General features: G+C 69.9%; 18 protein-coding genes. 5 read left to right on the top strand and 13 right to left on the bottom strand.

Going from position 1 to position 20,946, the window contains the following annotated elements:
• The first annotated feature begins 47 nt into the window (after positions 1–47).
• Positions 48–749 (top strand): LysE family translocator, encoded by a 702-nt coding sequence (locus tag AB4Y75_RS03295; RefSeq protein WP_441434455.1) that lies wholly within the window; start codon positions 48–50, stop codon positions 747–749.
• Positions 750–799: 50 nt separating this feature from the next.
• On the opposite strand, the gene AB4Y75_RS03290 is transcribed toward AB4Y75_RS03295, so the two are convergent.
• The 3 genes from AB4Y75_RS03290 to AB4Y75_RS03280 are packed head-to-tail and all read right to left on the bottom strand — an operon-like array spanning position 800 to position 4,352.
• Positions 800–2,086 carry a glycoside hydrolase family 3 N-terminal domain-containing protein gene (locus AB4Y75_RS03290; RefSeq protein ID WP_441434454.1) on the bottom strand — a complete coding sequence of 429 codons (1,287 nt, stop codon included), beginning with the start codon at positions 2,084–2,086 and terminating at the stop codon, positions 800–802.
• 14 nt (positions 2,087–2,100) lie between these two features.
• Positions 2,101–3,402, bottom strand: a complete 1,302-nt coding sequence (gene hemL, locus AB4Y75_RS03285; protein WP_441434453.1) for a glutamate-1-semialdehyde 2,1-aminomutase — start codon at positions 3,400–3,402, stop codon at positions 2,101–2,103.
• A 38-nt stretch (positions 3,403–3,440) separates the two neighbouring features.
• Positions 3,441–4,352, bottom strand: coding sequence for a LysR family transcriptional regulator (locus AB4Y75_RS03280; protein ID WP_441434452.1), 912 nt, complete (start codon positions 4,350–4,352; stop codon positions 3,441–3,443).
• Positions 4,353–4,506: 154 nt separating this feature from the next.
• Between AB4Y75_RS03280 and AB4Y75_RS03275 the strand changes: the two genes are divergently transcribed.
• Together AB4Y75_RS03275 and AB4Y75_RS03270 are read left to right on the top strand one after the other, a co-directional pair.
• Positions 4,507–5,925: an MFS transporter gene (locus AB4Y75_RS03275; RefSeq protein WP_441434451.1), complete on the top strand. Its 1,419-nt coding sequence runs from the start codon at positions 4,507–4,509 to the stop codon at positions 5,923–5,925.
• Positions 5,922–6,668: a 3-hydroxybutyrate dehydrogenase gene (locus AB4Y75_RS03270; protein WP_441434450.1), complete on the top strand. Its 747-nt coding sequence runs from the start codon at positions 5,922–5,924 to the stop codon at positions 6,666–6,668. Before AB4Y75_RS03275 ends, AB4Y75_RS03270 begins: the two co-directional genes overlap by 4 nt.
• 81 nt (positions 6,669–6,749) lie before the next feature.
• Here AB4Y75_RS03270 and AB4Y75_RS03265 read toward each other — a convergent pair whose 3' ends face one another.
• The 9 genes from AB4Y75_RS03265 to hemE all read right to left on the bottom strand — a co-directional run bounded on the left by AB4Y75_RS03265 (position 6,750) and on the right by hemE (position 17,149).
• Entirely contained in the window at positions 6,750–7,796 is a 1,047-nt protein-coding gene (locus tag AB4Y75_RS03265) for an LLM class flavin-dependent oxidoreductase (RefSeq protein ID WP_441434449.1), read from the bottom strand.
• Between the two features lie 28 nt (positions 7,797–7,824).
• Complete coding sequence (locus tag AB4Y75_RS03260) at positions 7,825–9,351, bottom strand: hypothetical protein (protein WP_441434448.1); 1,527 nt, start codon at positions 9,349–9,351, stop codon at positions 7,825–7,827.
• Between the two features lie 196 nt (positions 9,352–9,547).
• Positions 9,548–10,525 carry a porphobilinogen synthase gene (hemB, locus tag AB4Y75_RS03255; protein WP_441434447.1) on the bottom strand — a complete coding sequence of 326 codons (978 nt, stop codon included), beginning with the start codon at positions 10,523–10,525 and terminating at the stop codon, positions 9,548–9,550.
• An 18-nt stretch (positions 10,526–10,543) separates the two neighbouring features.
• Positions 10,544–11,491 carry a uroporphyrinogen-III synthase gene (locus AB4Y75_RS03250; RefSeq protein WP_441434446.1) on the bottom strand — a complete coding sequence of 316 codons (948 nt, stop codon included), beginning with the start codon at positions 11,489–11,491 and terminating at the stop codon, positions 10,544–10,546.
• Positions 11,475–12,449, bottom strand: a complete 975-nt coding sequence (hemC, locus tag AB4Y75_RS03245) for a hydroxymethylbilane synthase (protein ID WP_441434445.1) — start codon at positions 12,447–12,449, stop codon at positions 11,475–11,477. The genes AB4Y75_RS03250 and hemC overlap by 17 nt, the downstream gene beginning before the upstream one ends.
• A 43-nt stretch (positions 12,450–12,492) precedes the next feature.
• Positions 12,493–13,722, bottom strand: coding sequence for a ferrochelatase (locus AB4Y75_RS03240; protein ID WP_441434444.1), 1,230 nt, complete (start codon positions 13,720–13,722; stop codon positions 12,493–12,495).
• On the bottom strand, positions 13,719–14,429 hold the full coding sequence (hemQ, locus tag AB4Y75_RS03235) for a hydrogen peroxide-dependent heme synthase (protein WP_441434443.1): 711 nt from the start codon (positions 14,427–14,429) through the stop codon (positions 13,719–13,721). The genes AB4Y75_RS03240 and hemQ overlap by 4 nt, the downstream gene beginning before the upstream one ends.
• A 91-nt stretch (positions 14,430–14,520) precedes the next feature.
• Positions 14,521–16,065: a protoporphyrinogen oxidase gene (hemG, locus tag AB4Y75_RS03230; RefSeq protein ID WP_441434442.1), complete on the bottom strand. Its 1,545-nt coding sequence runs from the start codon at positions 16,063–16,065 to the stop codon at positions 14,521–14,523.
• A gap of 7 nt (positions 16,066–16,072) precedes the next feature.
• Positions 16,073–17,149 (bottom strand): uroporphyrinogen decarboxylase, encoded by a 1,077-nt coding sequence (gene hemE, locus AB4Y75_RS03225; RefSeq protein ID WP_441434441.1) that lies wholly within the window; start codon positions 17,147–17,149, stop codon positions 16,073–16,075.
• Positions 17,150–17,295: 146 nt separating this feature from the next.
• Between hemE and AB4Y75_RS03220 the strand changes: the two genes are divergently transcribed.
• Together AB4Y75_RS03220 and AB4Y75_RS03215 are read left to right on the top strand one after the other, a co-directional pair.
• The gene (locus AB4Y75_RS03220; RefSeq protein WP_441434440.1) at positions 17,296–18,687 is read left to right on the top strand and encodes a glutamyl-tRNA reductase; all 1,392 of its coding nucleotides are present in this window, start codon (positions 17,296–17,298) and stop codon (positions 18,685–18,687) included.
• A gap of 177 nt (positions 18,688–18,864) precedes the next feature.
• Positions 18,865–19,650, top strand: a complete 786-nt coding sequence (locus AB4Y75_RS03215; protein WP_441434439.1) for an HIRAN domain-containing protein — start codon at positions 18,865–18,867, stop codon at positions 19,648–19,650.
• A gap of 32 nt (positions 19,651–19,682) precedes the next feature.
• Here the strand turns inward: AB4Y75_RS03215 and moeB are convergent, their stop codons facing one another.
• Entirely contained in the window at positions 19,683–20,894 is a 1,212-nt protein-coding gene (gene moeB, locus AB4Y75_RS03210; protein ID WP_441434438.1) for a molybdopterin-synthase adenylyltransferase MoeB, read from the bottom strand.
• Between the last annotated feature and the right edge of the window lie 52 nt (positions 20,895–20,946).

Raw genomic sequence — 20,946 nt, 5'->3', positions numbered from 1 at the left:
CCCAAAGACGCGAGCACTTCTCGCAGAGAATTCCCTAGTCTTGCGCCATGGACTTCTCGCCCTTCCTCGGCTTCGCAGGCATCTCCCTCGCTCTGGTCATGACGCCAGGCGCCGACTGGGCCTACACGATCGCGGCCGGCCTGCGCCGTTCCTCGCCGGTCCCCTCGGTGGCGGGCCTGTGCACGGGGTACGTGCTGCACACCGCGCTCGTCACCGCGGGACTGGGAGTGCTCCTGGCGGCCCGTCCGGATCTGGTGTCCTGGCTCTCCGTGGCCGGCGCGTTCTACCTCGCCTGGCTGGGTCTGAGCACCCTCCGCTCGTGGCGCTCGGCACGGATCGAGGCCCTGGGCCCGGCCTCCTCGGGAGAGATCCCGAGCCTGGAGCAGGGGGCCGCGCCCGCAGTGAACGCTCCCGCCGTGACGGCCGAGCGTCCCCGCCGCGGCCGGGACTTCCTGCTGGGGCTGGGAACCAGCGGGATCAACCCGAAGGGCGTGCTGCTCTTCGCAGCGGTCATGCCGCAATTCGTGACGCTGGGCTCGCCGCTGCCCGTGCCCGCGCAGACCGCGGTGATGGGTCTGTCCCATGTGCTGATCTGTGTGCTGGTCTACGGGGCCGTGGCGTTCGCCGCCCGGAGACTGCTCCGAAGCCGGCCCGCTCTGGCCCGCTCCGTGACGCTGAGCAGCGGGCTTCTCATGCTACTGATCGCTGCGGCCCTGCTGGTCGAACAGAGCGGCCATCTTCTGGCCTGAGCCAGGCCTGATTCCGGCCTGATCCGGGCCAGGTCCCGCCGGAGGGACCTTCAGGAGCCGTTCTTGGTCCGGACCACGAGCTGCGCGGCCGCCTCGGCCTTGGCCCGGAACACCGGGTCCGACTCCGCCTTGGCCACCACGGCGTCCAGCATGCTGCTCGCCATCCAGCTGTTGGCGCAGACCAGCAGCGATCCTCCGGCGCTGAAGAACCCCACGGCCCGGTCCGCCGCGCTGAGCGACGAGAGCTGCTTGGCTTCACACAGATCGTCGGAGACTACAGCGCCGCGGAACCCCAGGTCCTGGCGCAGCATGCCCTGGATCACCACCGGCGACAGCGGCGCCATCCGGCCCGGATCGATCCGGTCGTAGTACGCGTTGGAGAGCATCACCCAGCGGACGCCCGACTGGACCGCCTGACGGAACGGCTGAAGATACGGGTCGGTGCGCGTGGTGACGGTGTCATGGACATCGGTGGCGACGTCCGTGTTCGCGGTGACGCGGCCGAGACCCGGGAAGTGCTTCACCACCGGGGCCACGCCCGCAGCGCTCAGCCCCTGCGCGAACGCGTCGCCGGAGGCGGCGACGGTCGCCGGATCGAAGCCGTAGTTGCGCTGATAGTGGCCGATCGGGATGTTCTGCGGCGCGAAGTCCGCGGAGGGGACCACGTCCAGCACGGGCGCCAGATCCAGGGTCATCCCTGCCGAACGGAGCTCACTCCCCCATTGCCGGGCGGCGGCGCGGAGGTCGGCGGGAGCCCATTGCCCCTGTTGCAGGGCGCTGGGAATGGCACTGAATCCGGGCCCCCGGAGCACCTGGACCTGCCCGCCCTCCTGATCGGTGGCGACGGCGGGTGGGATGACGCTCTGGGAGGCCTGCACGGCGGCGCGCAGCTGAGCGACCACGGAGGCGGTCGTGTCCACGCCTCCGGAGGTCCTTCCGTTCAGATAGAAGTTGCCCACCCCGGACTGGAGGGCCGCGGCCGTCGCCCCGAGATTGCTCCCGTCAGCCTTCGCCGAGACCAGGAACAGCTGTCCCAGGCGCTGCCTCAGCGTCAGCGAGGCCAGGCCGGTGGGCGGCTTGACCGGGGTGGTGCTGGGCGCGGCCGACGACGGCGTGGCACGCGGCGTGCTGTCCGTCGGAGACGTGCTCGGCGCCGGGGTGCGGGTCGGGCCGGGTGAGCCGGTGGCGGTGGGGCTCACCGTGCCACCGCCACTGCCCGAGGCCGTGGAGGATCCCGGCGGGTTCGCAGGCTGCGCCTGGCACGCGCAGCCGGACAGGGCCACGAGCAGGGCGGCGAGCCCCGCACCACGGGCCCTTCTCAGGCTGCGCGCGCTCACGGCGACTCCTTCGATCAGGCTCCCGCGGCTGCCCTGGCCGCGGCGGGAAGCGCGCTGAAGATCCGCTCCATGGCGGCGTCGTCGTGCGCGGCGGACAGGAACCAGGCCTCGAAGACGCTCGGCGGCAGGTAGACGCCGGAGTCCAGCATGGAGTGGAAGAACGGCGCGTAGCGGTGCGCCTCCTGGGCCTGTGCCTCGGCGTAGTTGTGCACGCCCGTGGCGGAGGTCCCGAACGCCACGGAGAACAGGTTCCCGGCGCGCTGGATCGAGTGGTCGACGCCCTCAGCGTCAAGGGCTGCCGACAGCGCGGCGGACAGCTCCAGTGAGCGCGCGTCCACGGTCGCATAGACCTCGGGGGTGGCATGCGTCAGCGTGGCGACGCCGGCGGCCATGGCCACCGGGTTACCCGACAGGGTGCCCGCCTGGTAGACCGGGCCGAGGGGTGCCAGATAGTCCATGACCTCGGCGCGGCCACCCAGGGCGGCCGTCGGGAGACCGCCGCCGATGACCTTGCCGAACGTGAAGAGGTCCGGGGCCCAGCCCTCGGTGGCGCCGGTCAGGCCCCAGTAGCCGGCCCAGCCGGTGCGGAAGCCCGTGAGGACCTCGTCGAGGATCAGGAGTGCGCCGTTGGCCTCGGTGATGCGACGCAGGCCCGCGTTGAAGCCTTCGTCCGGGGTGACGACGCCCATGTTGGCGGGTGCGGCCTCGGTGATGACGGCGGCGATGCGGCCCGGGTGGGCGGCGAACGCGGCCTCGACGGCGGCGAGGTCGTTGTACGGCAGGACCAGCGTCTGCGACGCCGTGGCCTCGGTGACGCCGGCGCTGCCCGGCATCGCCAGGGTCGCCAGGCCGGAGCCTGCGGCGGCCAGGAGGGAATCCACGTGGCCGTGGTAGCAGCCGGCGAACTTGATGACGAGCTCGCGGCCGGTGAAGCCCCGGGCCAGGCGGATGGCGGTCATGGTGGCTTCGGTGCCGGTGGAGACCATGCGGATGCGTTCGACGGCGGGCACACGCTGCATGACCAGCTCGGCCAGGCGGCCCTCGTCCTCGGTGGACGCGCCGAAGGAGAGGCCGCGGTCCACGGCCTGGTGCACGGCGTCCAGGACGGCCGGGTGCGCGTGACCCAGGAGGGCGGGGCCCCAGGAGCAGACCAGGTCCACGTATTCCTGGCCGTCGGCGTCGTACAGATACGCGCCCTTGGCGCCCGCCATGAACCGAGGAGTGCCGCCCACCGAGCCGAACGCCCTGACGGGCGAGTTCACGCCACCGGGCATGAGTTGCTGGGCACGGGCAAAGAGCTCTTCGGAGTGCGTCATGACTCCATTGTCCCACTCGGGAGAGGCCTTTTGCTCGCTCAGGACCCGCCCTGTGACGACCGTCCCAGGAGCGCGGCCCGGTCCCGCGTCACCCGGTCGCGGAGCGCCTCGACGACCGCCGCCACGGCCGGCTGGCGCAGGGCATCAGCCCGCACCACCATCCAGTACGGGAGCCTGGCGCTGAACCGTTCGGGGAGGAGCCTGACCAGATCGGGATGCCGGTCCGCCATGAAGCAGGGCAGGAAGCCGATCCCGGCGCCGGCCCTCGTGGCTTCGACGTGAACGAACACGTTGGTGGAGGTCAGGGCGTCTTTCATCTGCGGGGCGAGGCGGCGGGGCGCATCCAGGTCATCCACCTGGAGCATCGAATCGACGAAGTACACGAGACCGTGGCGGGCGAAGTCCTCTTCGGTCTCCGGGGTCCCGTGCAGGGCCAGGTAGTCACGCGAGGCGTACATTCCGAGCGCATAGGCGCCGAGCTGGATGGCCTCGGCACGATGCACCTGCGGTTCGCCCACCACCACTTCGATGTCCACGCCGGACCGCTGCTGCTGCGCGCGCCGGGTGACCGTGACGAGCTCGACGGCGAGCCCGGGATGTTCGCGGCGCAGCTCCGCCACGGCCGGGGATGCGATGTACGCGCTGAAGCCGTCGGTGGCGGTCATCCTGACCACTCCTGTCACGGGATCGTCGGCGCCGGGAGCCAGACGCCCGACGGCGTCGGCCACCTGGGCGGCGACGCCCGCCGCCCGCTCGCCCAGGGGCGTGAGTTCCCACCCGCCGGCCGCCCGCACCAGGACCCGGCCACCCAGCGCCTTCTCCAGCGCGGCGATCTTGCGCGCCACGGTCGTGTGATTGACCCCCAGGGTCTCCGCCGCGACGGTGAAACGACCGGACCGCGAGACCTCCAGGAGCACCAGAAGCTGGTCCGGGGCGGGTGGCGTCGTCATGGGGTCACCCTACCCACGATGTGCAGAAATGCACATGGCCGGTGCGGTTCTGGTCATTGTTATGGCAAATTCGCGCATGGATACTGACAGGGATTCAGTGACCGGTGTCACACTGCCGCAACGAGGCGACCCACAGCAACCACCGGAGGAACCCATGAGCACCATCCCCCCAGCCCGGGAAGCGGCCGCCGACCGTCCGCTTCTGACCAGGATCGTCTCGGCCTCCATGGCCGGCACGGTCGTCGAGTGGTACGACTTCTTCCTGTACGCCACGGCGTCCACCATCGTCTTCAACAAGATCCTGCTGCCGAAGATGGGCAACGAGTACGACGCGATCATCGCCGCCTTCATCACGTACGCCGTGGGCTTCATCGCACGGCCCCTGGGCGGGGTGATCTTCGGGCAGATCGGTGACCGCTTCGGCCGCAAGCAGACGCTGCAGGCCACGATCATGCTCATCGGCGCGGCCACGGTCCTGATGGGCTGCCTCCCGAGCTACCAGCAGATCGGCGCCTGGGCACCCGTCCTGCTGGTCACCCTCCGCTTCATCCAGGGCTTGGCTCTGGGCGGCGAATGGGGCGGGGCCGTCCTCCTGGTGGCCGAACACGCCCCCGACGGACAGCGCGCCTTCTGGGCGTCCTGGCCTCAGGCGGCGGTCCCGCTCGGCAACGTCCTGGCCACCCTGGTCCTCTGGATCATGACCTCGGTGCTCGCCCCGTCAGAATTCCTCGCCTGGGGCTGGCGTGTGGCGTTCTGGCTCTCCGCGATCGTGGCCCTGGTGGGGTATTACATCCGCACCAAGATCACGGACGCCCCGGTGTTCCAGGAGGCCAAGGCCGAAATGGACCAGGAGAAGAGCAGCGGCTACGGCGTCCTGGAGGTGCTCCGCCGGTATCCGCGCGGTGTGCTGGTGGGCATGGGCCTGCGCTTCGCCGAGAACATCCTGTACTACCTCGTGGTGACGTTCTCGATCGTGTACCTCGGCACCGCGCTCAAGGTGAACACCGCGGAGATCCTCGGGATGATCGCCATAGCCCACTTGTGCCACTTCGCAGTGATCCCGCTGGTCGGACGGCTCGCGGACCGCGTGGGCCGCCGGCCCGTCTACCTCGCGGGCGCCATTCTCGGCGGGACGTGGGGCCTCTGGGCCTTCCCCGCCTTCGGAACCCGGAACACGTGGATCATCCTGCTCACGATCATCGTGGGACTGCTGTTCCACGCCCTGATGTACTCCGGTCAGCCGGCGATCATGGCGGAGATGTTCCCCACCCGCATGCGGTATTCGGGCGTCTCCATCGCCTACCAGGTCACCTCGATCGTCGCGGGTTCCCTCGCCCCGGTCCTGGCCACCGAATGGCTCAAGTCCACCGGTTCCTGGTGGCCGACCGCCGTGTATCTCGCCTTCGCCGGCGCCGTCACCTTCGTGGCCGCCCTGGCCCTGCGCGAGACGCGGGGGATCTCACTCCGCTCACTCGACTCGGTCGACGCCGCAGCCCCCGGGGCCGCAGCGTCCGACGGCGGGCGGGCGGCCGTCGTCGTCGTCCCTCAGACCCGGAAGGAGGCCAGGCGATGACCGCGCTGCATGGCCGGAAGGCCCTCGTGACGGGAGGGGCGGCCGGCATCGGCGCCGCGGTCGCCCGTGCCCTGGCGCACCGCGGAGCGCACGTGATGGTCGCGGACCTGGACGGAGCGGCCGCAGAGGCCCTGGCCACGGAGATCGACGGGGAGGCGTGGGCGGTCGACCTGCTGGACACGACGGCGCTCGAGACGCTCAGCCTGGACTGCGACATCCTGGTCAACAACGCCGGATTCCAGAAGGTCTCCCCGATCCAGGACTTCGACCCGGACACCTTCCGGCGGATCCAGCGGCTCATGGTCGAGGCGCCGTTCCTCCTGATCCGGGCGGCCCTCCCCGCGATGTACCGGACGGGCTGGGGCCGGATCATCAACCTCAGTTCCGTCCACGGGCTGCGGGCTTCGCCCTTCAAGAGCGCCTACGTGACGGCCAAACATGGGCTGGAGGGCCTGTCCAAGGCCACTGCGCTGGAGGGGGCCACGCACGGCGTGACCTCCAACTGCGTCAATCCCGGGTACGTCCGCACCGCACTGGTGGAGAAGCAGCTCGCGGACCAGGCCGCCACGCACGGCATCACCCCCGCCGAAGTGCTGGAGAGGGTGATGCTCACGGAGATGCCGGTCAAACGGCTGGTGGAACCCGAGGAGGTCGCCTCACTCGCCTGCTGGCTCGCCTCCGACGACGCCGCCATGGTCACCGGGGCGAGCTACACGATGGATGGCGGCTGGTCGGCGCACTGACGCCGGACGTTGATTCTCCCCCTGAAAACGGACATTCCCCGGCGCCGAGGCTCCGGGGAATGTCCGTTTTCGCGGGGAACGCTAGGCGATCATGTCGTTCACGAGCGGCGCCACCTGGGTGCCGAGCAGCTCGATGCTCTTCATCATCGCCGCATGCGGGAGCGTGCCGTTCGAGTACTTCAGGTCGAAGCGCTGCATGCCCAGGTTCTCCTTCGCCGTGGCGATCTTCCGGGCCACCGTCTCCGGAGAACCGACGTAGAGTGCGCCATGAGCGGCCACCTGCTCGTTGAACTCGATCCGGCTCGCGGGGCCCCAGCCACGCTCGGCGCCGATCCTGTTGCGGCTGGCCAGCCAGTGCGGGAAGAACTCCTCACGGGCCTCCTCATCCGTCTCGGCCACGTGCCCCGGGGAGTGGACGGCCAGCGGCTGCCACTCCTTGCCCTGCTCCTCGAGGGACTTGTAGTACAGATCGACGTAAGGGCGGAAACGCTTCGGATCCCCGCCGATGATCGCCAGGGTCATCGGGTAGCCGTAGCTCGCGGCCCGGACCACCGACTGCGGACTGCCGCCGACGCCGATGGAGACGGGCAGCAGCCCGTCGGACACCTGCGGGTAGGCCATCAGCCCGCGGATCGGCCCCCGGGTCCGTCCTTCCCAGTGGATCGGCGTCTGCGAATGGGCCTTGTCGAAGAGGGCGAGACGCTCCTCGAAAAGCAGCTCGTAGTCCTCCAGGTCGTAACCGAACAGCGGGAAGGACTCGATGAACGAACCGCGGCCCAGCACCACCTCCGCCCGGCCACCGGAGATGGCGTTGAGCGTGGAGAATCGCTGGAACACGCGGATGGGGTCGTCCGAGGAGAGCACGGTCACGGCCGAGGACAGCTTGATGCGTTCCGTCTTCCCCGCGATCGCGGCCAGGACCACTTCGGGTGCGGAGACCGCGAAGTCCTTGCGGTGGTGCTCCCCCACACCGAAGCCGAACAGACCCACCTGATCAGCCAGAACGCCTTCCTCCACCACGTCGCGGAGGACTTCCTCATGAGACTTCGGGGTGCCGTCCTGGTGGAGGGTCACGTCACCGAAGGTGTCGACGCCGAGATGGACCGAGTGCGTGGAATCTGTATGCATATGCATGCAAACCGGCGGGGCGCCGGATTCATTCCCGGCCGCGGGCCGGGTCGTCCCAGGCGGACCCCTCGTACTCCAGTTCCCGGATCTCGACCGTGGTGACCGCTGTCCGGTCGGTGCTGCGGACCGCCGCGGACATCCCGCTCCCGGAGTCCTGGGGTCCGTCGTCTGCGCGATGCGCCGCCCGCCAGACGGCCAGCTCCCGCGAGCGCCAGGCGAGCAGATCCAGAAGCCGGGGCGCGCGCCGCTCCAGCAGGGACGGCAGCACCGCGGCGCACGCCGAGACCAGGGCGGCGAACAGGCCCGCGAACGCGGGGAAGTACCACGGCAGGAAGGCGCCCCAGGAGTAACCGGGCGCGGGCCCGTCCGCCGGCGGCGACAGCACCGGCTCGTACCAGGAGATGGAGTTCACGAAGGTCTGCTGGACGATCACGAGCACGGCCGTGACCAGCACCGGAAAAGCCACCGCACGTCCGGCCTTCCTCCGGCGGGAGCGGATCGCCTCCCAGCTCCGGGCCTGCCCCTCCTCCGCTCCGGAGGGCCGGCCTTCCGCCAGATCACGGGCCGCCAGCGCCTCGTCCGCGGCCCGCCGTCGCAAGCCGAGCACCACAGCGGTCCGCAGGGACAGCACCAGGGTCAGGAGCCAGAGTCCCAGAAGCAGCGGCGGGCCCACCGCGGAGGACTCCGAACCGAAGCCGCCGGTGAAGGGCGCCGGCGTCGCAATCAGGGCGTTGAATGGCGAGGTCACGGTGGTCCAGGTGACGATCCCGCCGCCGAGCACCGTCGTCGCCGTGATGAAACCCAGGTACACCGGATCGGCCAGGGACAGGGCGGCGGCATTCTGCGTCCCCGCCTGCGGAGGCACGGACGCCAGCGCGACGGCGGTGGCCACCGTGGCGGCGACGGTGAACCCGACCAGAACCGTCAGGCCAAGGCGCCTGGCCTCGTCGACGGCGAGCTCGATCAGGCCCTTGTCCGGCGCCCGCAGCCACTGGAGGCGTCCGGTCAGCGCCGCCAGGAAGACCAGGAGGAACACGATGAGCGCCAGCGACCACCACCGCGTCTGCACGGTGACCCCCAGACTCAGGGGAAGAGCCAGAGACGGGGACCAGAAGCCCAGCGCGGGCACCACCACGATCACCGTGAACAGGGCCTCCCAGAAGGCCCTGGTCAGGATCGCGGGGACGGACCAGCGGCCGGTTTCGCTCCGGCAGGCCCTCCGGTAGACGCCCCGCAGACACCACCAGAGCACCAGCAGGTAGCTCATCACCAGACCAGTCATGTGGACCTGCGAGAACGCGGTGTCCCGGGCGATCTGCGCCCCCTGGAAGTCAGCGTCGAGGCCCCCGCCCAGCAGCATTCCGGCCAGGACCAGAAGCATCTGAACGGCCACCTCCGGGCGCGACGCGAAGGCCGTCGCGTCCACGGGAAGACCGGTGTACGTCCCCAGCATGAGAGTGAGCACGAGCGTCAGGCCCACGCCGGCCGCCACCGAGGAGAGGAGCACCACCGCCACGACGGTCAGGAGTGCCCTCAGGCCGCTCCGCGAGAACACCGCCCGTCCTTGCGTGCGGAGCACCCCGATCCAGGACCCGGCAGGCGGGGCCGCGGCTGACCTCGTCCAGGCTTTGCCCGCAGTGCGCTCTGAACCCATCGACGTCCCCCTCGTCACCGGCGCCACGGCCGTTCCGGGGCGCCAAGCCACCTGCGCCGTCCGGGCGCGCCGCCTCAGGCGTCCCGGATCACCGGGTTCATCCCCGGCGCAGCCACCCGGCCAGCTCGCTGGCCCAGTACGTCAGGATCATATCGGCACCGGCCCGCTTGATGCTCAGAACGGACTCCATGATGGCCGCGTCGCGGTTGATCCAGCCGTTGGCCGCGGCGGCCTCGATCATCGCGTACTCACCGGAGATCTGGTACGCCGCCACAGGAACCGGGCTCATCTCCGCGACATCCGCCAGGATGTCCAGGTAGCTCATGGCCGGCTTGACCATGACCATGTCCGCGCCTTCGTCCAGGTCCAGCTGCACCTCCAGCAGGGCCTCGCGACGGTTGGCGGCGTCCATCTGGTAGGTCCGGCGGTCGCCCTGAAGCTGAGAATCCACCGCTTCGCGGAACGGACCGTAGAACGCGGAGGCGTACTTGGCGGCGTAGGCGAGGATCGAGACGTCCTGGAACCCGGCGGCGTCCAGCGCGGTGCGCATCGGTGCGATCTGACCGTCCATCATGCCCGACGGGCCGAGCACGTGCGCGCCGGCCTCCGCCTGGGCCACGGCCATCCGTGCGTAGATCTCCACGGTGCGGTCGTTGTCGACGCGGCCGTCGGCGTCGAGCACGCCGCAGTGGCCGTGGTCGGTGAACTCGTCGAGGCAGACGTCGCTCATGACCACCAGTTCGTCGCCCACCTCGGCGCGGACGTCGCGGATGGCCCTGTTCAGCACGCCGTCGGGGTCGAGGCTCGCGCTGCCTTCGGCGTCGCGCACCGACGGCACACCGAACAGCATGATGCCGCCCACGCCCAGCTCCACGGCTTCGGCGGCCGCGCGCTTGAGGGAGTCGGTGGTGTGCTGCACGACGCCGGGCATCGAGGTGATCGGGGCGGGCTCGCTGAGATCCTCCCGGATGAACGCGGGCAGGATCAGCTCGGCCGGCGCCAGGCGGTGCTCGGCGACCAGACGGCGCAGGGCCGGGGTGGTCCGGAGGCGGCGGGGGCGGTGGTGGAGTTCCATGGGTTCTTCTCCTGAATGTCAGTCGTCCAGCGCCGCGATGACGGCGTCGACGATTCCCTGGGATGTGGGGGTGGCCGCGACGGCAGCCACGGTCAGGCCGAGGCGCTCCGCCTCGGCCGCGGTGCTCGGCCCGATCGCCACGAACCGGGCCTTCAGCCCGGCTCCGAGACGCTCGACGACGGCGCGCGCCGCACTCGGCGATGCCGCGACCACGGCGTCCAGCCGGCCGTGCGCATCGGCTTCGCGGGCCTGTTCCGGGTTGAGGACGGCATAGGAGGAGGCTCCCGGCGCTCCGGTCACCCGGCGGTTGAGCTCAACCGTGAGACGGCGTTCGGGCCGCGCCGGGGCATCCACCGTGTGATACGCCGTGACCGTGTCCACGGTGTTCCCGGCGGCCCGCAGGCCCTCGGAGAGCACCGTACCTGCGATGTCGGCCTGCGGCAGCAGGATCCTCTGCCCGTTCCCGGTCCAGAGAGCCAGAAGCCCCTCGGCAGATTGCCGGTCCTCGGGGGCGAGCGCCACGGTCAGTCCGAGCCGTTCCAGGATCGCCCGCGAGGTGGGCCCGATGGTCGCGACCTGGACCGGCGCCTCGGTGAGTGCCTTCCAGCGCTCAGTGCCCGCGTACTGCACCAAAGCCCGGACCGTGGTGATGCTGCTGACCACCATCCAGTCGTATTCGCCTGCGATGGCACGGTCCACCGCGTCCACCACCGCGGACGGGTCGGTCACGGCCTCGAAGTCGATGAGAGGCAGGAGCACCGGCCACGCGCCGTGGACCTTCAGGGCGTGGTTCATGGCCTGCGCCCGATCCGGGGACCTGGTCAGGAGCACGGTGCGGCGTGCGAGCGGCAGGCGCTCAGGGTCCAGGCCGAGGCGTTTCCGCTCGGTCTCGATCTCCTGCAATTCCTGGTCCGTGTGCGCCTGGGGGAAGCCCTCGGCGAAGGACCACTCAGCCGAGGTCGGCAAAGTCCGCCACCCCGGCGTCGAGGAGTTCCTCGGCCAGCTCGATGCCCAGCAGGGTCGCCCCCACCTCGGTGAAGACGTCCGTGGCCTTGGCCCGGCGCTCATGACGCGTGCCGTCGGTCGCGCAGACCACGGCCTGCAGGTGCAGGAAGCTGCCCTTGCGGAACGCGTGAGCGCCCACGGGAGCGGCACAGCCGGCTTCGAGCCGGGCCAGGAGCGCGCGCTCCGCGGTCACGGCCAGCCGGGAGTCGGCGTCGTCGATCGCGGCGAGCGCCTGCGCCAGCACGTCCGGGGCGGCAGCCTGCGAGACGTCCTGCGGCGCGTCCGCGCTGCGGGTCTCCACCGCCAAGGCGCCCTGACCGGGAGCCGGGAGCATGACGGATGTCTCCAGGTACTCGCTGATGACATCCGTGCGGCCCAGGCGCTTCAGCCCGGACGCTGCCAGGACCACCGCATCCAGGTCCCCCGGGGCGTCCGCGGCGTTGCCCGGGAGCCCCGGTACCCGGCCCAGACGGGTGTCCACGTTGCCGCGGATGTCCACGATGTCCAGGTCCGGACGGGTCAGCAGGAGCTGGGCCGCCCGGCGCGGCGAACCGGTCCCGACGCGGGCGCCCACGGGCAGGGTCTCCAGCGTGAGGCCGTCCCGCGCGCAGAGCACGTCCCGGACGTCCTCACGCGCCGGGACCGCGGCGATGGCCAGGCCCGGGACGGCCGCCGTCGGGAGGTCCTTGAGCGAGTGGACGGCCACGTCGCACCGTTCCACCAGCAGGGCGTCGCGCAAAGCGACGGCGAACACGCCCGTGCCGCCCATCTGGGACAGCGGCCCGGTCAGGACGTCGCCGTCGGTCTTGATACGGACCAGTTCCGTCTCGAAACCGCCGACGGCGGACAGCTGGTCTGCGGTGTGCTGGGACTGCGTGACAGCCAGCTGGCTCCCCCGCGTTCCGATGCGGACGCCCATGCTCTTCTCTTCCTCCCTGTCCCGGTGCCCGGGGTGATGCGGCCTAGGCCTGGTATGCGTCGTGCGTGGTGCCGAGGGTGACACCGGCTTCCGCGATGACCGGCTTGGCGCCGCGGAAGTTCTCGCAGCAGCCGGGCCGGCAGATGTCGTACCAGGCGCCGAGGTCCGTGACATGCGGGCGATCGGCGATGTTCTGGGCCACCGTCCGCTCGCTGATCAGGTCCACGAGGCCCGCCACGAAGGTGCCGTGGGTGCCCGGGGTGGGCACGCGGACGGCCTCCACGCCGAGTTCCTTGCAGGTCTCCAGCGCCTCGGTGTCGAGGTCCCAGGCGACCTCCATGTGGTCGCTGACGAAGCCGAGCGGCACGATCACGGCACCCTTGACACCCTGCGGAGCGATCTCCTCCAGGTGGTCGTTGATGTCCGGTTCGAGCCACGGCACGTGCGGGGCGCCGGAGCGGGACTGGTAGACCAGGTCCCAGGCGACCTCGGGGGCCACCACGGCCATGATGGCGCGGGCGGCGGCGAGGTGCTGGGCCACATAGGCGGAACCGCCCTCGAACTCGCGGGGCTCGTCCTCGCTGCGGCCGGCGGCTTCGGCGTCACGGGTGGGGATGGAGTGGGTGGCGAACAGGACACGGATCTCCGAGTCCCGCGAACCGTCCTCGGCGCCGAGCGCCTGGCGCACCGAGTTGAGGCCTTCCAGGGTGCCCTCGACGAACGGGAGGATGAACCCGGGGTGGTCGAAGTACTGGCGGACCTTGTCCACCTGCAGCTTGCCGTCCAGACCGGTCTCCGTGAGCGCCAGGCCGATGTCCTCGCGGTACTGGCGGCAGCTGGAGTAGCAGGAGTACGCGCTCGTGGTGATCATGAGGACGCGGCGGTGGCCGTCGTCGTACATCTGCTGAAGCGTCTGCGGGATGTAGGGGTCCCAGTTCCGGTTGCCCCAGTACAGCGGGAGCGCCAGGCCACGGGCGGACAGCTCGGACTCGATGGCCGCCTTCAGCTCGCGGTTCTGCTGGTTGATGGGGCTCACTCCGCCGAACGCGCGGTAGTGGTGGCTGACCTCTTCGAGGCGCTCGTCCGGGATGCCGCGGCCACGGGTCACATTGCGGAGGAAGGGGATCACGTCGTCCTGACCCTCGGGACCGCCGAAGGAGGCGAGGAGGACGGCGTCGTATTCGACCGGGGCCATGCGGCCGCGCTCGGTCACGGCGTTCGGCTCGGTGCTGATGTGCAGCGCCTCGAGGGCGGCGTCGACTGGGGTGCTCATGCAAGGACCTCGGCAATCTGGGCCGCCGGGATGCGACGACCGGTGTAGAACGGGATTTCTTCGCGGACGTGGTTGCGGGCTTCGCTGTGGCGCAGGTGACGCATCAGGTCCACCAGGTCCACGAGCTCCGGCGCCTCCAGGGCGAGGATCCATTCCCAGTCACCCAAGGCGAAGGACGCCACGGTGTTGGACTGGACCTGCGGGAACTCACGGCCCAGAAGGCCGTGCTCGCGGAGCATCTGGCCGCGCTCCTCGGCGGGGAGGATGTACCACTCGTAGGAGCGGACGAACGGATACACGCAGAGCCATTCCTCGGCGGGCACGCCGCGGGAGAAGGCCGGGGTGTGGCTCTTGGCGAACTCGGCGTCGCGGTGCACGCCCATGGCGGAGAACGCCAGCTCGGTGCCGGCGAACAGCTCGCTGCGGCGGATCCGGCGCAGCGCCGCCTGGAGTTCCTCCGGCTTGGCGCCGTGCAGCCACAGCATGACGTCGGCGTCGGCGCGCATGGCCGACACGTCGTAGGCGCCACGCAGGGTCACCTGCTTCTCCGAGAGGGAGTCGATCAGGGCCTCGAAGCCGGCCACCGCGCTCTCGGCCCGCTCCACGGAACCGCTGCGCTTGAAGACGGCCCAGAGGGTGAAGAACTCGTTCCCGCCGCCCTGGGTGTCCGGCGACCCTGCGTGGTGTCCTGCTGCTGCGTGGCTCATGCTTCTATGTCCTCCTGCATCGGAAGTGATCGGATGTCCGTCTCCGCTGTGTACTTCGGTACTTCTTTTGACTTCTACGATATGTAGAATTCTAGGCCCGTGAAGGCCCCTGTCCGGAACCGGTTCCGGTTCCGGCGAAAATCCTGAGCGTGTCCGCCACGACGGCGGCGAGGCCGGTTCCCGCCAGCCATGCTCCCACGACGTCGAGGCCCGGCTCAGCGGCGCACAGCTCCCGCACCGTCGCGACCCGCTGCCGGTGCCCGACCGCCGCGAACGGCAGCGCTCCCGACCAGCGGACCACGTCATGGTCCAGCACATCGTCCGCCGCGACGGGGACGCCCAGCAACTCGGCCGCATCGGCCAGCGCAGCCCGGAACAGTTCCTCATCGCTCTCGGGGACAGCGCGCTCCGGGCGGTCTCCGGGCGCGCCTTCCTGACGGCCGTAGCTGAGCCGCAGCACGTGGACCCCGGGGCCCGCGGTCTCGGCCAGCCATGGCCACTTCGCCGTCGCGTGGGTCAGCGCCTTCGCCTGGACCCCTTCGGTCTGGGGCGCCACCAGGATGCCGGTGCCGCGCGGGCGGGCATCGAGTTCCGGCTGGTCGACCACGAGGGTCACGAGCTTGATCTGTGCGCCCGACTCGGGGCGGTGCGATTCCAGGGCGGGCACCTGGGAGGCCAGCAGCGCGACGGCGGAGGGGCCGTCCAGGGCCACCACCAGGTGCTCGGCGTGCAGCGTCTCGACAGCGCCGTCGTGCTCCACCGGGATGGTCCAGAGGCCGTCGGCATCGCGGCTGACGGGCCGGGCCGAAGCCGAGGTGAGGACACGCGCGCCCGCCTCACGGACGCGGGATTCCAGCGCCTCCACGAGCCGGTGCATGCCGCCGCGGAGACCCGCCACGGCTGACCCTGCGCGGCGCGGGGCACCAGGACGTTCGGCGTCTCCCGCGACGGCTCTGGAGGACTGCCGCTGGGCGAGCACGGCCGCGCCGAGCGAACCGTGTTCCTTCATCCGCTTGCGCAGGCCGGGGGCGACCATGTCCACATCGAGCAGGCCCGGGTCGGCGGCGTGCACCCCGCCCACCACGGGCTCCACGAGGCGCTTGAGCACGCGCCGGCCCTGTCTCAGCCTGACCAGGCGGGCGACGCTGCTGACCTCGGCGCCCGCGCCGAGCGTCCCGGGGAGGACCCGGTCCAGGCTCGCACGCAGCGAGCCCGCCCATCCGAGCGTCCGGCGGACCTCCTCGTCCCAGGGATCGGCCGGGATCCCCAGAACGCCGGTCCGCGGCAGTTCCCGGGGTCCCTGGGGAAGCCTCACCCAGGCGCCCGAAGGATCCGGGGCGACCACGTCCGAAGCCAGTCCCAGCTCTTCCAGGAGGGCCGGGATGGCGTCGCCGCGCGTCGCGAAGGACTCGGCGCCCGAATCAAGCGTCAGACCGCCCACGGTGTGCGAGCCGACCGCACCACCCAGCACGGGCCGCTCCTCGACGAGGGTGACGGCCACTCCGTCACCGCTCAGCCGATAGGCGGCCAGCAGACCTGCCACTCCCCCGCCGACGACGACGGCGCGCCGCACCCCCGTGGGCGCGGTCACCGAGGCCGGGCCGCGGCCCTGCTGTGGCTGGGTGTGCTGGGACATGGCGGGCTCAGTAGCCGATCGAGTGGATGAGCTCGACCACGCGGGTGAGCACCTCGGGGTCGGTCTCCGGGGGAACGCCGTGGCCCAGATTGACCACGTGGCCCGGGGCGGAGGCGCCCGCCGCGATGACCTCGCGGACGTGAGCCTCCAGGACCTCCCAGGGTGCCGGGAGCAGCGCCGGGTCGATGTTGCCCAGGAGCGGCACGTTCCCGCCCAGGCGACGGTTCGCCTCATCGAGCGGGAGACGATAGTCGACGCCCATGACGTCCACGCCCACGCGATGCATGGCGGGCAGCAGCTCGGAGGTCCCGGTGCCGAAGTGGATCAGCGGGGCGCCGAGGCCGCGGACGGCGTCGAGGGCACGGGCGGACGCGGGTGCGACGAAGCGCTCGTAGTCGGCCAGTCCCAGCGATCCGGCCCAGGAGTCGAACAGCTGGGCAGCGGAGGCGCCGGCTTCGAGCTGGGCCTGGAGGAAGAACCCGGAGGCGTCGGCGGCCCAGGCGGCGAGGGCCTCCCAGGTCTCGGGATCCGCGTGCATCATCGTCCGGGGGCCGAGGTGGTCGCGGGACGGGCGGCCTTCCACCATGTACGCGGCCAGGGTGAACGGGGCGCCGGCGAATCCGATCAGCGGCGTGCTGCCGAGTTCATCCACCGTGAGGCGGACGGCCTGACGGATGGGCTCCAGAGCTTCCCAGGTGAGTTCCGGCAGGGCGGCGACGTCCGCCGCGGTGCGGACGGGGTTCTCGAGGACCGGGCCCACGCCCGGGACGATGTCCACGCCCACGCCCGCAAGCTTGAGCGGGATGACGATGTCGGAGAAGAAGATGCCGGCGTCCACGTCGTGGCGGCGCACGGGCTGCAGCGTGATCTCGGCGGCGAGCTCGGGCTTGAGGCAGGAGTCCAGCATGGAGATCCCCTGGCGCACGGCCCGGTATTCGGGCAGCGAGCGGCCGGCCTGGCGCATGAACCACACGGGCCTGCGACTGGGCTTGCCGCCGCGGTATGCGGTGATCAGCGGGGAATCCGAGGTGGCGCCGGTGACCAGAGGGTGGGCAGCCGGGAGGGCCTGGAGCGTGGAAGGCATACCTCGATTGTGCCCACCTTCGGTGCCTCAACTTGACGACACTTCGTCACTGACACTGTGTCAGCGAATTCCGCGCCATTGCTGGGATCCGCGGATTCCCGGCCGGTTTTTCTACAAAGGTGAGAAGAGCATAAGATGGTGCCACTGTGGTGCTCTTTTCCCTCACGGCGACCCACGCCGATCTGAACCTTGAGACCGTTGCTCGGCTGAGCAAGGGCGCTTCCGCCGTCGCCTCACGGAGCACGGTGTCGCCGCCGCTGCCGACCCGGTCCGATGACACCACCGCTGATGGCGAAGCGCTCAACGGCTCCGTGGTGCTGGCGACGTGCAACCGCTTCGAGATCTACGCCGAGGCCGCCACCGACCGAGGCCTGGAAGCCGCCCGCGAAGAGCTGCTCAGGAACATCACCGCGCAGAGCGGCCTGGACGTGGACACCGTCTCCCAGGCCCTGACGCTCCGCCGCGGTCCCGAGGTGGCACGCCACCTGTTCGCGGTGGGCGCCGGACTGGACTCCGCCGTCGTGGGCGAACGCGAGATCGCCGGACAGGTGCGCCGCGCCCTCATCACTGCTCAGGATTCCGGCACGGCGAGCCCCGGACTGGTCCGGCTCTTCCAGGCCGCCAGCCGCACGGCGAAAGAAGTCGGCACCCGCACAGCGCTGGGCAGCCGCGGTCTCTCGATCGTCTCCGTCGCCCTCGAACTGGCCACGGAGCTTTCGGTGGACCGTGATTGGACGGACACCCGCGTGGTCCTCTTCGGGACGGGCGCCTATGCCGGCGCCACCATGGCCTTGCTCCGTGAACGCGGCTGCACCCAGGTGAGTGTCTTCTCGGGCTCCGGCCGGGCGGGCGAGTTCGTGGCGGCCCGGGGCGGCACCGCGCTCGACGCCGACAATCTGTCGGCCGCGATCGCCGACGCCGACGTCCTGATCGGCTGCAGCGGTTCGGACCGCCGGGTCTCCGCCGAAGAACTCGCCGAGGTCCGCGGACCCGAGCCCCGCCCCCTGATCGTGATCGACCTGGCTCTCAGCCGCGACTTCGACCCGGCGGTGGACGAACTCGAGGGTGTGGAGCTCCTCACGCTGGAATCCGTGCGTCTGGCCGCTCCCGAGGAGGCCGCCGAGTCCCTCGTCGAGGCGACCCGGATCGTGGACTCCGCCGCTCACGAGTTCGAGGCGGAACGCCGCTCCCGGAGTGTGGATTCGGCGATCGTGGCTTTGCGCCGCCACACCATGTCCGTGCTCGACTCCGAGATGGAGCGCGTGCGGGCCCGGCACGGCTGCACCGCCGCCGCGGAGGAGGTGGAGTTCGCGCTGCGCCGCATGGTCAAGCAGCTCCTGCACACCCCCATGGTCCGCGGCCGTGAACTCGCCGCCGCCGGCCTGCAGGAACAGTACGTGAACGCCATCGAGGCGCTGTACGGGATCGATGTGGCCGAGCCGCAGCTCTCGTCCGCCGAAGCCGGCTGCCCGGCCCACGAAGCCCCCGCGCACGAGATGTCCTCCCGGGAGGACACGGCGCAGGACCTCAGCGCCTGAGTACGCTGGATCGCATGATTCTGAGTTCCAGAACGTCTTAGCCCGGACTTGTGGAACCCACCGTCGGCTGACCACAGTAGCTGCGCCGAAACAGATGGCCACAAACTTAATTCGTCTACGATGAGGTTGAAATGCATACGGTCGTGGACACAACCGCTCCCCGCCTTCCGTACATGAGTGAAAGTCGGCACATCGTTGATCGTAGTCTCCCTCTCCGATGCTCTCGAGGGTTGGAGCGAGGAAAAATACCGAGATGATCCAAGATTTCTCTGGACTGGCGTAGCGGGAACTCAATATTTTCAGCGTGAACTACTGACGCTCTCCGCGGGCAATTACTCCGCAACTCTTCGCCCAGAATTTGACAACCCGCATGATTCGAACGCCATCTCTGCATATATTGGGGATAGAAAAATTGGATACGTAGGACGGAATTTCGCCTACATGATCGCCCCACAGATCAAGTGCTTAGACCTCCAGGGCATTGAATGCACAGTCATAGCCAACGTGAGTTACGCCGCAAAAGATGACCCGGCGGTAGCCACCATCTGCTTGCCTACTACAATTGGCCTTGATAGGTATGCCCCAGAACGGCGGCTCGTCGAAAGCGTACTGCATGCTTGGGAGCGCCTCTCGTTGACCTTGCGTGCAGAAATCGCCAAAGATGGCTATCACTTGACAGAGTCAACGTGGCGCCAGGTGCGGTCGCGCCGTTACCTCGTCAAGGACTACAAGCTGTTCGAGAATGCTCGCGCATTTGACGATGACCGGATTTTCAACGTGGCAATGCAGGAATTGCGACTGGCAGCTAGGGCCCGAGCCCGATCCGAACGGGAACAGCGGAATCGTCAAATTGTAAAGATGGCCGAAGCAGGCGATTCATCAGCAGGCATCGCGAGGCAATTTGGACTGTCGGTCGGAACTATTCGGAACATCGTACAGAAAGCCAGATCCGAAAATTCATAGGACCATTCATCCTGTCCTTAGATACAGAACCCTCAGTAGACCGGCTTGCCGGGCTCCACATCCCGGACCCAGGCCAGAACCCCACCGTCGAGGTGGCTGACCTTCGTGTAGCCCTCGCGGCGTGCCGCGGCCAGTACGTTCGCGGACCGGCTCCCCGCCTTGCAGTGGAACACGATCTCCGTGTCCCGCGGCAGCTCGTCCCACGCGTCCCCGGCCAGGATGCGGCCCTGGGGAATCAGCACCGACCCGGGGATCGCCACGATGTCCCGTTCCCCGGTCTCCCGCACGTCGACCAGCAGGAAGTCGCGCGTCCCCGCCTCACGTTCGTCCAGCATCGCGGCCAGACCACGGGCGCTCACCACGCCGTCGTCCTGGCCTTCCTCAGCCGACGACGCCGCGTGCTCCTCGGCGGGCGCGATGCCGCAGAACGCGGCGTAGTCGCTCAGCTCGGTGATGGGCTGCGCCTCGGGATCCTTGAGCACGGTGATCTCGCGCCAGGACCCGCCCAGGGCGTCGAACAGCGCCACGCGGCCCAGGAGGGACCGGCCGACGCCCGTCACGAGTTTGATGGCCTCGCTCACCATGAGGGAGCCCACCGCGGCGCACAGCATGCCGAACACGCCGCCTTCGCCGCAGCTCGGGACGCTGCCTGCCGGGGGCGCCTCGGGGTACAGATCGCGATACGTGGGGCCGTGCTGCTCCCAGAAGACGCTCACCTGGCCGTCGAAGCGGAAGATCGAGCCCCAGACGTACGGTTTGCCGGCGATCGCCGCCGCGTCGTTGACCAGGTAACGGGTCTCGAAGTTGTCCGCCCCGTCCAGGATGAGGTCGTACTGCCGGAACAGCTCGACGGCGTTGGAGGAGTCCAGGCGGACGCGGTGCTGGACCACGGTCACCAGCGGGTTCAGCTCCGCGATGGCGCGCGCCGCCGACTCGGTCTTCGGCAGCCCCACACGATCCACCGTGTGCATCACCTGCCGCTGAAGATTGCTCAGCTCGACGACGTCGTCGTCCACCACGCCGAGGGTGCCCACGCCCGCGGCCGCGAGGTAGAGCAGGGCCGGTGAGCCCAGCCCGCCGGCGCCGATCACCAGGACACGCGCGTTCTTCAGACGGCGCTGCCCCTCGGAGCCGATCTCCGGGATGATCACGTGCCGCGAATAGCGTTCGAGCTCATCGCGGGTGAGTTCCGCCGCCGGTTCGACCAGGGGCGGCAGGGCGGTGCGGGAAGTCAGGGAGGACATGTCTTCAATCTATGCCCACCGCCTCACACGCGTCATATTACCTACGGGTAAA

It is taken from the genome of Arthrobacter sp. RAF14 (assembly GCF_052114185.1).
Lineage (GTDB): Bacteria > Actinomycetota > Actinomycetes > Actinomycetales > Micrococcaceae > Arthrobacter_E.
Note: the sequence above shows the minus strand (reverse complement) of the source record. Positions and strands in the feature narration are given on the sequence as shown.

Bases quoted from the DNA above. Each gene is read 5' to 3' on its own strand.
- AB4Y75_RS03295 (WP_441434455.1), top strand. From the start codon at position 48: ATGGACTTCTCGCCCTTCCTCGGCTTCGCAGGCATCTCCCTCGCTCTG.
- hemL (WP_441434453.1), bottom strand. From the start codon at position 3,402: ATGACGCACTCCGAAGAGCTCTTTGCCCGTGCCCAGCAACTCATGCCC.
- AB4Y75_RS03280 (WP_441434452.1), bottom strand. From the start codon at position 4,352: ATGACGACGCCACCCGCCCCGGACCAGCTTCTGGTGCTCCTGGAGGTC.
- AB4Y75_RS03275 (WP_441434451.1), top strand. From the start codon at position 4,507: ATGAGCACCATCCCCCCAGCCCGGGAAGCGGCCGCCGACCGTCCGCTT.
- AB4Y75_RS03270 (WP_441434450.1), top strand. From the start codon at position 5,922: ATGACCGCGCTGCATGGCCGGAAGGCCCTCGTGACGGGAGGGGCGGCC.
- AB4Y75_RS03265 (WP_441434449.1), bottom strand. From the start codon at position 7,796: ATGCATACAGATTCCACGCACTCGGTCCATCTCGGCGTCGACACCTTC.
- hemB (WP_441434447.1), bottom strand. From the start codon at position 10,525: ATGGAACTCCACCACCGCCCCCGCCGCCTCCGGACCACCCCGGCCCTG.
- hemC (WP_441434445.1), bottom strand. From the start codon at position 12,449: ATGGGCGTCCGCATCGGAACGCGGGGGAGCCAGCTGGCTGTCACGCAG.
- AB4Y75_RS03240 (WP_441434444.1), bottom strand. From the start codon at position 13,722: ATGAGCACCCCAGTCGACGCCGCCCTCGAGGCGCTGCACATCAGCACC.
- hemQ (WP_441434443.1), bottom strand. From the start codon at position 14,429: ATGAGCCACGCAGCAGCAGGACACCACGCAGGGTCGCCGGACACCCAG.
- hemG (WP_441434442.1), bottom strand. From the start codon at position 16,065: ATGTCCCAGCACACCCAGCCACAGCAGGGCCGCGGCCCGGCCTCGGTG.
- hemE (WP_441434441.1), bottom strand. From the start codon at position 17,149: ATGCCTTCCACGCTCCAGGCCCTCCCGGCTGCCCACCCTCTGGTCACC.
- moeB (WP_441434438.1), bottom strand. From the start codon at position 20,894: ATGTCCTCCCTGACTTCCCGCACCGCCCTGCCGCCCCTGGTCGAACCG.